Origin of the sequence: Halovenus anhuiensis (assembly GCF_037080055.1) — an archaeon.
Lineage (GTDB): Archaea > Halobacteriota > Halobacteria > Halobacteriales > Haloarculaceae > Halovenus.
The window spans coordinates 36,429-49,748 of record NZ_JBAOJI010000003.1 but is presented as its reverse complement, the minus strand read 5'-3'; the positions used below and the strand labels follow the sequence as shown (position 1 = coordinate 49,748).

Genomic DNA, 13,320 nt, shown 5'->3' with positions numbered 1-13,320 from the left:
CCATCGAATCGCCTGAGGATGGGTATCAACCGACCAGATCTCTCAGACAGTACAGCATTCATCACGGGAACGACCCGCGGCATCGGCAAATCTATCGCTCTCGATCTCGCGAAACAGGGCTGTAACATCGTCTCGACTGGCAAAACCAGTGAGAAGGACGACTACAAAGAGGAAAAAGACCTCGAAGGCTCAATCGAGCAGACCGCCCGCGAAGCCGAGGAACACGGCGTCGAGGCGCTGCCGATCAAACTCAACGTCCGCGAGGAGGAAAACGTCGAGGCCGCCGTCGAGGAGGCTATCGATCACTTCGGCGAGATAAACATCGTCATCAACAACGCCAGCGCGATCCAGCCGGAAAAGATCGAGAATCTGCCACCGAACCGCTTCGATCTGCTCAACGACGTCAACGTCCGCGGCACCTACCTCACCTGTCACTACTTCGTCGACCACCTGAAGAGCATCGAAGACAAGGACACGTGGGTGTTGACGAACGCACCGCCGATCAAGACCGACCGCGCGCCCGGCAGTGGCCCGTACACCTGGTCGAAACTCGGGATGACCTTCATGACGCTGTCGCTGGCCGGCGAACTCAGCAACTTCGACATCGGCTGTAACGCCTTCTGGCCCGCGACGGCAATCGACACACGCGCGACGCGATACTTCGGCATGGGAACCGAAGACGACTGGCGAACGCCACAGATCGTCTCGGATACCGTGCTCGAAATCCTCAGCCGCGACCCTGCGGAGTTCACCGGTAACGCAGTCTACGACGAAGAACTGCTCACGGAAGCGGGCGTCGAGGACTTCTCGGAGTACAACCTCACCGAGGGTGACCCGGCACCGATGTCTGCACAGATGACCAACCCGGACTACGAGAGTCCAGAGTAACTGGGGTCGGCGGGTGCTCTCTTTCTGACGAGCCAGCACGCTTAACGGGTTCGATGGCTATGGCTTCGATAATGGCAGCACGGCCACCATCGAACGATCTGGACGACGAACCGGACACCGTCGAGTTCGGCATCGTCGCCCTGGAGGCGCGGGTCGACGATCGGGGCGTGACGTTTCCGATCTCGGCGACCGAACTGCGATCGGCACACGGTGACCTCCGTCTTGCCGTCGATCCGTCGGGGACGAAGGTTAGCCTCGGGGAGGCACTCGACGCCTGTGAGCGCGACAGCTTCGAGTCAAAACAAGATCTCCTCAACGCCATGCATCCGGTCTTCGAGGAAAAGCGCAACTCGACCGGGATCATCGGCAAACTCCGCGCACTGGTTCCGTTCTGATCGCGAAGACGGGCTACTCGGAGTCGTCGGCGACGGTTACCGTCTCCTCGCCGTCGATAGATTGACCCGGGTTGTCGGGTTCAGCGCGTCGAGTGTCTTCGAGTCGTTGGATCTTTTTTTCGATTCGCTGGAACTGCTGTCGCTGTTGGCGGTTCGCGGTGACGATCAGATCCGAGAGCACGCCGAACATGACCAACTGGAGGCCAAAGAGAATGGCCACGCCGCTGGCCAGCGCGATGACCTCCCGTGAGATGCCGTACGCGATCCACGAGAAGGCGACGAATCCCGCGAGAACGACACCGACGAGGCCGCTGACGACGCCGATACTGCCGAAATAGAAGATCGGATTGTTCTTTTTCGCAAGTCGGTACAGCGTCAGGAGGATGTTCCCGCCGTCGCGGAACGGCCGGAGGTTCGTCTCCGAGCCCTCAGGCCGGGCCTCGTAGGTGGCCGGAACGACCATCGTCTTGATGTCGTGACGGACACACTCGACGGCGAGTTCCGTCTCGATGCCGAATCCGTCGGCCGTCAGTGAGAGTTGGTCGAACGAATCTGTCGTGAACGCGCGGTAGCCGCTGAGGATATCCTGTAAATCACGGCCGTGGACGAAACTGAACACGCGGTTGATGATCCGATTGCCGAACTGGTTCAGGCGGGTCATCGCTCCCGACTGCATGTCGGCAAAGCGGTCGCCGATAACGTGTTCGGCCCGGCCGTCCTGGAGTGGTTCGACCAGTCTGTCGGCCTGCTCGGGCCGGTAGGTCGCGTCGCCATCGATCATCAACACGTAGGGGGCGTCGATTATCCCGACGGCCTCGCGGACCGCCTGACCTTTCCCCTCACCGCTCTGTTCGACGACGCGCGCGCCGGCGTCGGCGGCGACTGACTGGGTGCCGTCGGTCGATCCGCCGTCGATGACGAGGATGTTCTCGTAGCCGACAGCCAGAAACCGCTCGATGACTTCACCGACTGCCTCGGCCTCGTTGTACGTCGGAATAAGAACACAGACCTCGTCTCTGTCGACCATTACTCACAGGTAGATGACTGACACAAAAAAAGTACGTGTTCCCGCCAGCGACGACCAGACTGCGAGAGTCGGATTACCCCTCGAATCCGGCGGCGTCCATCACGCCCTGGAACTCCTCGGTGTCCATGACCTGCTTGTAGACGATGGCCGTCGCCATCCCGCCTGGGTATTTGCCTTCGGTGGTGACGTGGTGGGCCTTGTGACAGTGAGCCGGGTAGATTCCCGGATCGGCCTCGGCGGTGAACTCGATGGTCCTTCGCTGGGCCGGCGCAACGTCGACGACATCTTTCTCGTGGCGGGCGGCCTCTGGCACGAGCGCGCCGTCATCGCGGACGACCTCGAAGCGGTGACCGTGGGTGTGGAACGGGTGGGACTCGTAGCCGGCGTTGACCAGATGGACCCGCACTCGGTCGCCGTCTTCGACGACCAGCGGTGACCCTTTCTCGGGGTGGAACGTCGTCGGGGCCGAACGGCCGTTGATGGTGTAGGTGTCCGAACTGCGCTCGCGCGGGTCGTAGGAAACGTCGTCGTAGACGTGGCTGTCGTGGAGTTGGGAGTCCCAGTCCCGCAGCGTGAGGTAGTACTCCTTGTCGACCGGTTCGCGCTCCTCGGGGATCACGTGGAGGATCCCGTACATCCCCATGTCGAGGTGGGTGTCGGTCTGGACGTGGCAGTGGTAGGCGTGGACGCCGGGTTCGTCGGCGACGTAGTCGTAGGTGTAGCTCTCGCCGGGGTTGATCCGTGAGGAGCCACCCGACGGTGCGCCGTCGTCTTCCCAGTCCTTGTAAACGGCGTGGGTGTGAACCGTGTGCGGGCGTTTGTGGGTGTTCTCGTAGTGGATCTGGAATGCCTCGCCTTCGGGGACCTGATAGATCGGTCCGGGGATGCTCGGTTCGTGGTCGTCGGCCTTCCAGGCCCACACTTCGGGTAGTTCGACGGGACCGTTTTTCGACTCCTCGGCGACCACTTCGTGTCTGGCCGAGACGGTCTGTAGCGTCGTCTCGTAACCCTGCTCGGAGAGGTCTATCGTGACGGGAGTGCCCGTGTAGGGATAGTCTGGCAGTTCTTGAGTCGAGCCGGTCGAGCCGTCGTCTTTGTTCTCGTCGCTCTCTGCAGGATCGTCATCGGTCGCAGAATCACTGATACAGCCCGCGAACGCCGCAGTACCGATCGCACCGGCACCGGCGATGAATCGCCGCCTGCTGGGGAAATCGAAGGTCATTGTACACCTCAACTTTGCGGGTGGGTAGATATACGCCCCTTCGTGATTCCAGGGGCCGGGGAACTGTTCCCAACTGTTGAAAAGACCTGAAAATATAGGGTGTCACCGACCACCGGTATCAGTATCCATTTGAAAGTTCAGCCCCAAGTTGAGTACATGGAGTACGTCACGCAGGCGGGCGTAGAAGTCCCCAAAGTCGGTGTCGGAACGTGGCAGATGGAGCCCGAGGTGGCCTACGAGAGCGTCTCGATGGCACTCGACGTGGGATATCGCCACGTCGATACGGCCCAGTTGTACGAAAACGAGACTGCTGTCGGCAGGGCAATCACAGAATCCGACGTGGACCGGTCTGAGATTTTTCTCACCACGAAGGTCGATCCGACCAACCGAAGTGTCGAGGACATCGTCGAGTCGGCCAGAGAGAGCGTCGACCTCCTCGGCGTCGAGCAGGTCGATCTCCTCCTCATCCACTGGCCGCATCCGCTGGCGGATCTCCCCGACGTGATCGACGGTCTCAACGAGTGTGTCCGCCAGGATCTGACCCGATTTATCGGCGTCAGTAACTTTGGTGTGGATCGACTCAAGCGTGCACAGGAACTCTCCGACGTGCCGATTTTCACCAATCAGGTGCTCTTCCATCCGTGGTGGCCACAGCGGGAATTGCTCTCCTATTGCCAGGATTCGGACGTGACCCTGACGGGATACAGTCCGCTGGCCAACGGCGGCGCTATCGACGACGACCTGCTGGCCGATATTGGCCGAAGCTACGGTAAAAGCGGGCCGCAGGTGTCGATCCGGTGGGCCACCCAGCACGAGAACGTCATCACCATCCCGATGTCGACCTCACGCGCCCATCTCGCAGACAACATCGACATCTTCGATTTCAAACTCACTCGCGCGGAACACGATCAGATCACTCGGCCCTCGTATCTCAAAACCGGGGTCACGATGGTCCGCGGGCAGTTGGGCGTCTGAGCACTCAGTAGTGCCACGGGAACTGCCGGAAGTTCGGTTCGCGCTTCTCGTTGAAGGCGTCTCGTCCTTCTTGTGCTTCGTCGGTCATGTAGCCCAATCGCGTCGCCTCGCCGGCGAATACCTGCTGGCCGACCATGCCGTCGTCGATCATGTTGAAGGCGTATTTGAGCATCCGAATCGCCATCGGTGACTTGCGGGTGATCGCGTCGGCCCACTCAAGCGCCACATCTTCTAGCTCTTCGTGGTCGGTCACTTCGTTGACCATCCCCATCTCGGCGGCTTCCTCGGCATCGTAGTCCCGGCCGAGGAAGAAAATCTCGCGGGCTTTCTTCTGGCCGACCTGTCGGGCGAGGTAGGCAGATCCGAAGCCGGCGTCATAGGACCCGACATCGGCGTCGGTCTGTTTGAAAATCGCGTTCTCGCTGGCGATGGTCATGTCACAGACGACGTGCAGCGAGTGGCCGCCGCCGACGGCCCACCCCGGCGCGACGCAGATGACCGGCTTGGGCATGAATCGGATGAGTCGCTGGACTTCGAGGATATGCAGGCGACCTAAGCCTTCCTGCGCGGCGGCTTCCTCGCTGTCGTCTTCGTACTCGTAGCCGTCTTCGCCGCGGATTCGCTGGTCGCCGCCCGAGCAGAAGGCCCAGCCGCCGTCTTTCGAGGATGGGCCGTTGCCTGTCAGCAGGATACAGCCGATATCGGGCTGACGGCGGGCGTGATCCAGCGCAGTGTACAGTTGATCGACCGTCTCCGGGCGGAAGGCGTTGCGCACGTCCGGCCGGTCGAAGGCGATGCGGACCGCGGGCACGTCGGTCCCGCGGTGGTACGTGATATCGGTAAGCTCGAAGGCATCGACGGGTTCCCAGCGGGAGTCGTCGAACAGTTCCGAAACCATACCCGAAGTCGGGAGGGAGTCGGCAAAATGGTTGTTATCGTCCGAAGGAGCGAGCCTCGATTCAGGTCGGCAGTCAGAGACCAGTCAGTTATTGCCGTCGTCTGCTGTCCCGTCAGCCTCGTCGGCATTGTCGCCGTCCTTTTCCGGTCCTTTATCGACCACGTCGATTTCGACCGCCTCGCCCTCTCCGTCCCGGTCAGTACCGCCGAACATCGCATCCAGCGAACCGAACATGGTCTGCTGCAGTTGCTGGACCATGCTTCCGGGGTAGCTTCGGTCCGTCGGTCGAGTGAGTGCTGTCAGGTCGACGGACTGGTCGTCGCCAAACAGGCCTTCGATGGCAGCGAGGACGGACAGGGCCGGGCCGCCGAATTCGCTCGGCGAGCCTGGATCTGTCGGGAGCACGTCAGACGGCCGCCCGTCGAATCTGTCGAGTTTGCCGCTCGCGGTCGGCCAGTCGAGTTCCTCGGCGACCAGATCCGAGGCCTGTCTGATCGCGCCGACGGAGCCGAGATGGCCGACGCCGATGACGGCTTTGGCCGCCTTCGCCGGTTCGCCGCTGAAGACGAACGGGCCCACCTGCGCGACGGCCCCATCTCCGACGCTGACAACCCAGCCGGCCGTCTCCGGCCGGTACACCGAGAGCTCGGACGAAGAATCGGCTGGTGGGTGCTCGTCAGATGCGACGGGTTCGTTCTCGTCGGAGACACTGATTGCGACCGATGTGTCCGAGTGTTCGTCCGCGCCGGCGAGGGTCGCGATATTCCGCGCGGCAACACGTGCCTGACGGACTGCGGTCTGGGCGCTGGCGGGGACGGCCTGTCCGTTCTCGTCGGTGATTGCGGCCGAATCTCCGACCACGAACGTGCTGTCGCTGATCTGGAGATCACGAGCGGTCGGCCGGCGTTCGCCGCCGAATGCGGCCGGGCCGCGGATGCCGCCGGTCCAGACGAACACCGCCGCCGAGAGTGAGCGGCCGTCTTCGAGGTGGACCGTCCCTTCCTCGGCCGAGTCGACGGCGACGCCGGTTTCGATGGTGACGCCACGCGCGAGTAGTTCGTCCTGCACCGCTTCGGCGAAAGCGGCGTCAAATCCAGGAGCGATCCGGTCGGCCATCTCGACGATCCGAACGTCGAGATCCAGTCCTTCTTCCTCGGAGAGCGCGGCGAGTTCGCCCGCGGCCTGGATTCCGGAGAGGCCGCCACCCCCGACGAGGGCGGTTCCGCTGGGATTCTCCAGCGCGGCCGTACGAATCGCGTCCGCGTCTGCGATCGACTTCAGCGGGAGCGCGTTCTCTTCGACGCTGTCGAGCCCATAAAACTCGGTTTTGGAGCCGAGACAGACGGCTGCGAGGTCGTAAGAAAGCGTTTCAGTGCCGTCGGCGGTTTCGAGCGTTGCGGTGCCGGCATCAGCGTCGAGATCAGCGACGGTGGCCTGGCGGATCTCCGCCCGCGAGAGAATATTTTCGAGCGGGACGGTGATCGCGGATTCGAGATCCGGATATCGGATCAAGCGGTGGAGTTCGTGCTGGAGAAGGTGTTCCGTCGACTCGTCGACCACGACGAGATCTGCGTCCGGAGGAAGTGTACGTTCGAGACGGCGGGCAACGGTCAGTCCGGCGTATCCAGCGCCGAGTACGGCAACACGCATACGCGACTCTTGGCCTGCGGAGGCAAAGAGCCTGCGCCCCGCGTTTCAGATCACAGTGGAGAAACGAGGTCTTCGAGTGCTTCGGCCGGATCGTCAGCCTTTGCGACGCCGCTTGCGAGCAGGACACCCTCGGCACCGAGTTCGCGGGCCGCGACGACATCGTCCCCGGTCGAGATCCCTGCGCCGCAGTAGACATCGACCGAGGGATCGACCGATTCGGCAGCCTCGACAGCATCGCGGACGATATCCGGATCGGCCTTGCTGACCGGCGTTCCGGTGCCGATGAGTTCCGGCGGTTCGACTGCGACGGCGTCGGGACCGAGCGCCGCCGCGGCGCGGATCTGGTCGGGGTTGTTCGCACAGACGCAGGTATCGAAGCCGACGCGGTCGGCCGCGTCGAGACTGCCGTCGATATCGGCGAGTTTCAGCCGGTTTTCGGAGTGGTTGAGCAGCGTCCCGGTCGCGCCGGCGTCGGCGGCGGCCTCGGCGAGCGTGCTCCCGGTGTGGCTGCCGTGGTCTACGGAACCGACGTGTTGGGCCCACGTCTGGACGCCGGTGTCGGCGACGGCGTCGATGTGTGCGGCCTGGGGAGCGATTGCGACTTCCGCCCCGGGACTATCGACGGATACTGCTGCCTCTGCGACTTCGACTGGATCGCACGGGTAGGCTTTCAGATTGACGAGAACGAACATACCCATACCCCCGACCGGCGGGGGCAAATAGATTGTGTCGTAGACCGGCGTCGGTTCTGCCTCGCCAGTGGATCACTCCCGTACGGCGTCGGGACGAATCCGTGACCTTTAATTATCCCTGCCGTCAACCATTGATTGCAAGCGAGGGTTTGTGGTCTAGTTCGGTTATGACACCTCCTTGACATGGAGGAGGCCGGCAGTTCAAATCTGCCCAAACCCACTCCCCAGTTTTCCTACATGTTCTTTCAAGGTCGCGCAGAAAAATCTGCATCCTCAAGAATCGGTCAGTTCAACGGTACTGCCGGGAGCATCTGGATGATGTGTTCGGCAGACAGTCGTGAGATTAGCTAAGACATGTGCGTGTTCTGGAGGTTTGTTCCACTGTTTGAATAACCGGACTGGAGTCTCATGATGGACTTCTAGTCCACGTCCAAATCGCTCCCGATGTGCGTGGTCCGTGATTCCACAGACAGTACATTCATAGCTATCACGTTTGAGAGCTTTTTCGCGTTGTCGTTGCCAGAGTCCGAGATAATAGCCGTCAGTGTCGGTTTCGTGATCCGCACCCCAACAGGCCATCGAGCAGTATTGAGTGTCGAGCGATGCCCAGCGCTCGAAGGACTCGTCACAATTTGGACAGGTGACTTCGACCTGCCGTTTCCGGGGTTCGTTTGCGCACGCAGTCGAGCAGAATTTCCGAGTTCCGACGGAGGGGTAGTAGCGAAACGACCCCCCACAGGATTCGCACATGCCCGATTCCATCGATTCACCATCGGTAATGTCGTGTCGCGAGAGCCAGTAGCAGATCGTCGACTCCGCAACACCGCAGTCTGCCGCGATCTCGTGTTGATCTCGCTGTCGGAAGACGTACTGTCGGAGGAGCCACTCCCGGTCTTGATACCGACGGTCCCGCTCGATTCCGTGGCGATCCAACCATCGACTGATCGTACTCGAAGAGACGTTGCAGAGGTCTGCAATCTCGGGGGCTGACTTCTGGTTGTGGACGTACTGCTCGCGGAGAAAGTCTGCGTCGCGATATTGCCAACTCATCCGTGCCTCCATGCCAATCGCTGTCGCTGGTTGTCGGAACGATTCTCGATAACCTCTTTGTGTATCTCTCTCGTAGATTGCATTGCTTCTCACCCTAGAGAAGCGCGGTCGCCTGTCCCAGCAGGCGGCCACAGCCGTTCTCCTATGACGCGCTTCTCCCGTTATCGTATGTATGGGCTCGTGTTGTAGTTTACTATTTGTCTACTGTATATGGAAAATCAGGCGTTGGAGTTAGAAAGTAATACATGCTGGACTCGTGAGTAGACAGGTAGCGTGGGAGTAGATCTGACCGAAGCCGATTACGCAATTTTAGAGATGTTGGCGGGTGGTCGCTGTACGGTCGGCTACCTGGCCGAGGAGTTGGACTATTCCCGTCAACACGTTCACAATCGGCTGAATGTGCTGGTTGCAGCAGAATACGTCGAGAAGCGACACGATCCGACCGGGCTGTACGAGTTGGTACAAGACCCCCGTGAGGAGTCGTAGCCGTCTCAGCAGCCAATACCACACTCGTTCGGCTCCAGTTTTATCCGGTAGTCAGCCGTGTCTATGAACATGTCGACACCACAGACAGGCGACGATGCGCCGACATTCACAGCGACAGTGGGAACGAATGACCACGAACCGTTCGACCTCGCCGACCACATCGGGGATGGCCCGATTGTGCTCGCCTCGTTCCCCGGTGCGTTCACTCCACCGTGTACCAACGAGATGATCGCCTTCCAGGACCATCTCGACGACTTCGAGGATGCCGGAGCGACGATTATCGGTCTCAGTGCCGACTCGCCGTTCTCGCAGGGAGTCTTCCGCGAGGAACACGGCATCGAGTTCGACCTCGTCAGCGACATGTCCGGGGAAGCGATTCGAGCCTACGGGCTGGAGATAGATATCGGAGACCTGGGACTGCACGGCATCGCCAACCGTGCCGTATTCGTCATCGACAACGACGGCGAGATTGCCTACGACTGGGTCGCCGACGATCCGACCAACGAACCGGATTACGAGGAAGTGCTCGACGCCGTCCAAAATCACTGAGCGAGCGGAGTCGGACGTCTCCGCGTCAGTCGGACGCTTCGGTCGTCACGAAATACGGGCCGTCCCAGTCGGTCACCCACTCCGGGGCCTGCTCGTGGGTGACCAGTTGATTCGCTTCGTAGGATTCGTCCGGATAGCGATTGCCCTCCTGATCGGTCGCGTCCGCACGCGGGACAGTGAAGGAAGTCGTCTCTCGGTTCTCCGCATCGGATAGCTGTCTCCGGCCCGACTCGTGGGCCTTGGCGGCAGTTTCGACCCACCGCTGGGGGTGGAACGTGACGACAACGCCCCCGGCGGTAGTTTGCTCGGTCATGGAAACGAATTGGTCAGCGACGGGGATGGCCATTCACCCGAACACCTTCGCTACACAAGATGTAACTCGTAGCCGTCGGCTTCCAGCGCGGCAACGTCGGGCGCGTGTTCGGTCCCGTCGACAGAGACCCCTTCCGCCTCGTCGAGTTGGCGGGCGTCGGTGAGCGGGTTCGCGAATTTCCCGGGCCGCTCGGGCAAACTCAACAACAGAAACGCCTTTTTTGCCATGCAACCGATTGTGCCGACACTGACGTGTGCGTATCTGCGAACATCTTCCCTCGCGTTCGCATACGACCCGTTCCCAGTTTTCGGGAAGTAGACACTGAATCAAGTGTGTTCACGGCGAATCGGAGGTCATGGGAGCCACAGACGACCACGACCACGATCACGACGCCGAACCGGTCACCGAGGAGATGCACGATAACTCCTGGTCCGTGAATCTCGAAACGCCGGAGTACGCCGACGACCCCGAGCGTGCGGTCCGCGACGGGATCGACGCTATCGAACACACCGTTCCGGGAAATCACGTCAATCTCGTCACGCACGGAGAACTGGGCCATCCCGAAACGTTCCTGTACGACGAGCTTTCGGCCTACGACGGCCAGACAATCGAGTGGGAGTATATCGACCAGTGTGGCTGTGGGGGCCACGTTACCCGCGTCTACGTGGAGTAGCGCGATAGTTAGCAGTCCTGCCGGTCGCGTCAGTCGAAAAATCAGAGAAGAATACGTTTTGCCGGCAGTTTACATGTAGCCGAGGTCGCGCAGGCGCTCCATCAGGTCCTCTTTGTCTTGGGCGCGGCCCGCGCGCTCGGTCGTGTTCGCCATATCCTGCAGCCAGGCGGGTTCCTCGGCGGATTTGTCCGTCGAGACCTCACTGCCCAGCGAGCGGAATCCGGCGAAGTACTTCGGCGAGACCGGAACGTCGTCTTTCTCGACGCCCTCGGGGAGGTCGTCCTGACCCTGCGGGACGTAGCCGTCGTCCGGGTAGCCCTCGACAGTATCCGGAACGACGAAGTTCCAGAACGTGTCCCAGACGTCAGCCTCGGCGAACTGGAGGATCGGCTGGACGCGGTCGTGGGGCGGGTAGATGTCCGGGTCGTGACGCGGCGAGAAGAAAGTCTCGTCGGCACGAGCTTCCTGCTCGTCCCAGCGGACACCGGAGAGGACGGCGTCAACATCGTACTCTTCGAGCGTGTCGTTGAGCGCGACCGTCTTCAGCAGGTGGTTGCCGACGTAGGTGTCGAGCAGGAACGGGAAGGTGTCCTCCTCGTACTCCAGCAGGTCGCGGATGTGGTGTTGGTTGTGCTCGGAAAGGGCGTCGACGGGGATGTCGTCGCCCGGTTCGAGGTCGTTCTCCTCGACGTAGTTACCGACATCCTCGTTGCGGGCCCAGATGAGTTCCAGATCCCACTCGTCGGCCCAGTGCTTGGTGAACTCGATGAGTTCGTCGAAGTGCTGGTAGTGGTCGATGAAGACGACCGGCGGAACTTCGAGGTCGAAGCGGTCGGCGACCTCCTTGATGAAATACAGCGTCAGCGTCGAGTCTTTCCCACCCGTCCACATCACGACCGGGTTCTCGTACTGTTCGAGGCCCTCACGGGTCACTTCGATTGCTTTCTCTACTTTATCCTCGATCGACGGGTAATCGGCGGGGTCTTCGCCCTCACCCTCGGTGTAATCGACGTCCAGATACTCCGGAAAGTTCGCTTGGTCTGCCATAATCTAATTACATCTAATTACATCTTGGATAAGTACTTTTCGAGTTCGGAGAAGTCGGGTTATTCGAGAAGACCAGCCTGATTCAACATAAATTCTCTGGCTCGGGCGAACGAGTCGGCCCCACGTCGGATGGTCTGCTGCAGTCTCTGTGGCGGCAGCCGAGAGTTCGGCGAGACGGTCACGATCTGAACAGAGTCGGCTCAGAATGTTCCGAAGCGCGTGCGCATCAGCCGGTCCGACGAGAAAGCCGTTCTCGTTGTGGGTGATGAACTCGCTTGCACCGCCGAGACCGCCGGCGATAGGGACGGTCCCGCGTTCCATCGCCTCCAGAGACTCCATCGAGTCCCCCGTAGACGACGAAGCCGACGTGCATCGTCGGGGCACTCATCGAGAGACCTCGTGGAGTGCGACACCAGCCAGTACGAACGCAGACGGGACCATTCGGCTACGGTATCTCTCCGGAGTGGGTTCAAAAGATTTTGGAATCTTACGTCGAGGAGAGGTCGGCGAGTGAGTTGATATCGTCCCAGCACTCACAGTCGAGATCGTCGATCGACTCGACCTCGTCAGGAAGATCCGAAATCGGCATTCCATCTCCGGCCGCATCGCACTCGTCCCGATGCAACGAGAAGTCGTCACTCGACATGATGGGCATACTTGAGACTAGGTATTGACCGACAAAATATTATCGCTGAATTGAATGTGGACACAACTTACTTGAGGGCATCTTCACAATTGGTAGCATACGAAACGGGCCGCCGGCGAACTGCGGGCCGAGTGCTGGGATACGGACCGAATGGGGGGCAGTGGGGAAAGCAGGAACCTGTCCGGAGGATCCGCAGTCGGTGGTATCGGCACCAATTACAGACATGACAGGATCAGCGCCAACGGTCTTGATCGTCGAGGATCAGAGAGGACTCGCTGAGGCATACGAGACAGTTGTCGGGATGGACTACGACACCCGACTCGCGACGAGTGGGGACGACGCCCTCGAAGCGATGGACGAATCGGTCGATGTTGTCTTACTCGACCGACGGATGCCGGGGATGTCCGGCGACGAAGTGCTCGCGGAGTTCACCGAGCAGGGATTCTCAGCGATGGTCGCGATGCTGACAGCCGTCGAACCCGGTGTCGATATCGTCGAGATGGCCTTCGACGCGTACGTGACCAAGCCCATCGACAACGAAGAGTTACTCGACCTCGTCGATACTCTTCTCCAGCGAAGCGAGTACGATGAGCGAGTCCAGCAGTTTTTCAGCCTCGCCGCCAAGAAATCAGCGTTAGAGGCAGCCAACAAAGGAGATACCGACGAATACGACCAGGTGATCACAGAGATGCAGACGCTGCACGAAGAGCTTGGTTCTGTACTGGAAGAGGTGAGCGAACAGATCGATCCGCGATTGCAGGCGGACTGACCGCTCTCTGTAACCCAAAACCGTCTTGGTGGCCTGCCGC

General features: G+C 60.7%; 19 protein-coding genes and 1 tRNA gene. 8 read left to right on the top strand and 12 right to left on the bottom strand.

The annotated features are described in order from the left end of the window. The first annotated feature begins 18 nt into the window (after nucleotides 1-18). Entirely contained in the window at nucleotides 19-888 is an 870-nt protein-coding gene (locus V8P86_RS08965) for an SDR family oxidoreductase (protein ID WP_336326921.1), read from the top strand. A 71-nt stretch (nucleotides 889-959) separates the two neighbouring features. After that, complete coding sequence (locus V8P86_RS08960) at nucleotides 960-1,283, top strand: DUF5789 family protein (protein ID WP_336326920.1); 324 nt, start codon at nucleotides 960-962, stop codon at nucleotides 1,281-1,283. 13 nt (nucleotides 1,284-1,296) lie between these two features. Here the strand turns inward: V8P86_RS08960 and aglJ are convergent, their stop codons facing one another. After that, nucleotides 1,297-2,310 carry an S-layer glycoprotein N-glycosyltransferase AglJ gene (gene aglJ / locus V8P86_RS08955; protein WP_336326919.1) on the bottom strand — a complete coding sequence of 338 codons (1,014 nt, stop codon included), beginning with the start codon at nucleotides 2,308-2,310 and terminating at the stop codon, nucleotides 1,297-1,299. Nucleotides 2,311-2,383: 73 nt separating this feature from the next. Continuing rightward, nucleotides 2,384-3,532, bottom strand: coding sequence for a multicopper oxidase domain-containing protein (locus V8P86_RS08950; protein WP_336326918.1), 1,149 nt, complete (start codon nucleotides 3,530-3,532; stop codon nucleotides 2,384-2,386). 156 nt (nucleotides 3,533-3,688) lie between these two features. Here V8P86_RS08950 and V8P86_RS08945 point away from each other — a divergent pair, with 156 nt between their 5' ends. Beyond that, nucleotides 3,689-4,507, top strand: a complete 819-nt coding sequence (locus V8P86_RS08945; protein WP_336326917.1) for an aldo/keto reductase — start codon at nucleotides 3,689-3,691, stop codon at nucleotides 4,505-4,507. Nucleotides 4,508-4,511: 4 nt separating this feature from the next. Here V8P86_RS08945 and V8P86_RS08940 read toward each other — a convergent pair whose 3' ends face one another. From V8P86_RS08940 to tpiA, 3 genes are all read right to left on the bottom strand, one after another. Further along, on the bottom strand, nucleotides 4,512-5,405 hold the full coding sequence (locus tag V8P86_RS08940; protein ID WP_336326916.1) for a 1,4-dihydroxy-2-naphthoyl-CoA synthase: 894 nt from the start codon (nucleotides 5,403-5,405) through the stop codon (nucleotides 4,512-4,514). An 84-nt stretch (nucleotides 5,406-5,489) separates the two neighbouring features. Then, nucleotides 5,490-7,055, bottom strand: coding sequence for an NAD(P)/FAD-dependent oxidoreductase (locus V8P86_RS08935; protein ID WP_336326915.1), 1,566 nt, complete (start codon nucleotides 7,053-7,055; stop codon nucleotides 5,490-5,492). A 50-nt stretch (nucleotides 7,056-7,105) separates the two neighbouring features. Next, entirely contained in the window at nucleotides 7,106-7,747 is a 642-nt protein-coding gene (tpiA, locus tag V8P86_RS08930; RefSeq protein WP_336326914.1) for a triose-phosphate isomerase, read from the bottom strand. 145 nt (nucleotides 7,748-7,892) lie between these two features. Between tpiA and V8P86_RS08925 the strand changes: the two genes are divergently transcribed. Next, nucleotides 7,893-7,967 (top strand) — tRNA-Val (locus tag V8P86_RS08925). Between the two features lie 53 nt (nucleotides 7,968-8,020). On the opposite strand, the gene V8P86_RS08920 is transcribed toward V8P86_RS08925, so the two are convergent. Continuing rightward, nucleotides 8,021-8,797 (bottom strand): hypothetical protein, encoded by a 777-nt coding sequence (locus tag V8P86_RS08920; RefSeq protein WP_336326913.1) that lies wholly within the window; start codon nucleotides 8,795-8,797, stop codon nucleotides 8,021-8,023. 273 nt (nucleotides 8,798-9,070) lie between these two features. On the opposite strand from V8P86_RS08920, the gene V8P86_RS08915 reads away from it, so the two are divergent. Then, nucleotides 9,071-9,283 (top strand): helix-turn-helix domain-containing protein, encoded by a 213-nt coding sequence (locus tag V8P86_RS08915; RefSeq protein ID WP_336326912.1) that lies wholly within the window; start codon nucleotides 9,071-9,073, stop codon nucleotides 9,281-9,283. A 69-nt stretch (nucleotides 9,284-9,352) separates the two neighbouring features. Further along, nucleotides 9,353-9,832 carry a redoxin domain-containing protein gene (locus V8P86_RS08910; RefSeq protein ID WP_336326911.1) on the top strand — a complete coding sequence of 160 codons (480 nt, stop codon included), beginning with the start codon at nucleotides 9,353-9,355 and terminating at the stop codon, nucleotides 9,830-9,832. 25 nt (nucleotides 9,833-9,857) lie between these two features. Here V8P86_RS08910 and V8P86_RS08905 read toward each other — a convergent pair whose 3' ends face one another. Together V8P86_RS08905 and V8P86_RS08900 are read right to left on the bottom strand one after the other, a co-directional pair. Beyond that, nucleotides 9,858-10,145, bottom strand: a complete 288-nt coding sequence (locus tag V8P86_RS08905) for a hypothetical protein (protein WP_336326910.1) — start codon at nucleotides 10,143-10,145, stop codon at nucleotides 9,858-9,860. Nucleotides 10,146-10,195: 50 nt separating this feature from the next. After that, on the bottom strand, nucleotides 10,196-10,372 hold the full coding sequence (locus V8P86_RS08900) for a hypothetical protein (protein ID WP_336326909.1): 177 nt from the start codon (nucleotides 10,370-10,372) through the stop codon (nucleotides 10,196-10,198). A 128-nt stretch (nucleotides 10,373-10,500) separates the two neighbouring features. Here V8P86_RS08900 and V8P86_RS08895 point away from each other — a divergent pair, with 128 nt between their 5' ends. After that, complete coding sequence (locus tag V8P86_RS08895; protein ID WP_336326908.1) at nucleotides 10,501-10,818, top strand: CGCGG family putative rSAM-modified RiPP protein; 318 nt, start codon at nucleotides 10,501-10,503, stop codon at nucleotides 10,816-10,818. 69 nt (nucleotides 10,819-10,887) lie between these two features. Here the strand turns inward: V8P86_RS08895 and V8P86_RS08890 are convergent, their stop codons facing one another. The 4 genes from V8P86_RS08890 to V8P86_RS08880 all read right to left on the bottom strand — a co-directional run bounded on the left by V8P86_RS08890 (nucleotide 10,888) and on the right by V8P86_RS08880 (nucleotide 12,520). Beyond that, complete coding sequence (locus tag V8P86_RS08890; protein WP_336326907.1) at nucleotides 10,888-11,865, bottom strand: phosphoadenosine phosphosulfate reductase family protein; 978 nt, start codon at nucleotides 11,863-11,865, stop codon at nucleotides 10,888-10,890. Between the two features lie 3 nt (nucleotides 11,866-11,868). Next, entirely contained in the window at nucleotides 11,869-12,165 is a 297-nt protein-coding gene (locus tag V8P86_RS18920; protein ID WP_442909385.1) for a glycosyltransferase, read from the bottom strand. Further along, on the bottom strand, nucleotides 12,092-12,253 hold the full coding sequence (locus tag V8P86_RS08885; protein WP_336326906.1) for a hypothetical protein: 162 nt from the start codon (nucleotides 12,251-12,253) through the stop codon (nucleotides 12,092-12,094). The genes V8P86_RS18920 and V8P86_RS08885 overlap by 74 nt, the downstream gene beginning before the upstream one ends. A gap of 99 nt (nucleotides 12,254-12,352) precedes the next feature. Next, nucleotides 12,353-12,520, bottom strand: a complete 168-nt coding sequence (locus tag V8P86_RS08880) for a hypothetical protein (protein WP_336326905.1) — start codon at nucleotides 12,518-12,520, stop codon at nucleotides 12,353-12,355. Between the two features lie 214 nt (nucleotides 12,521-12,734). On the opposite strand from V8P86_RS08880, the gene V8P86_RS08875 reads away from it, so the two are divergent. After that, nucleotides 12,735-13,280, top strand: coding sequence for a response regulator (locus V8P86_RS08875; protein WP_336326904.1), 546 nt, complete (start codon nucleotides 12,735-12,737; stop codon nucleotides 13,278-13,280). The last annotated feature ends 40 nt before the right edge of the window (nucleotides 13,281-13,320 follow it).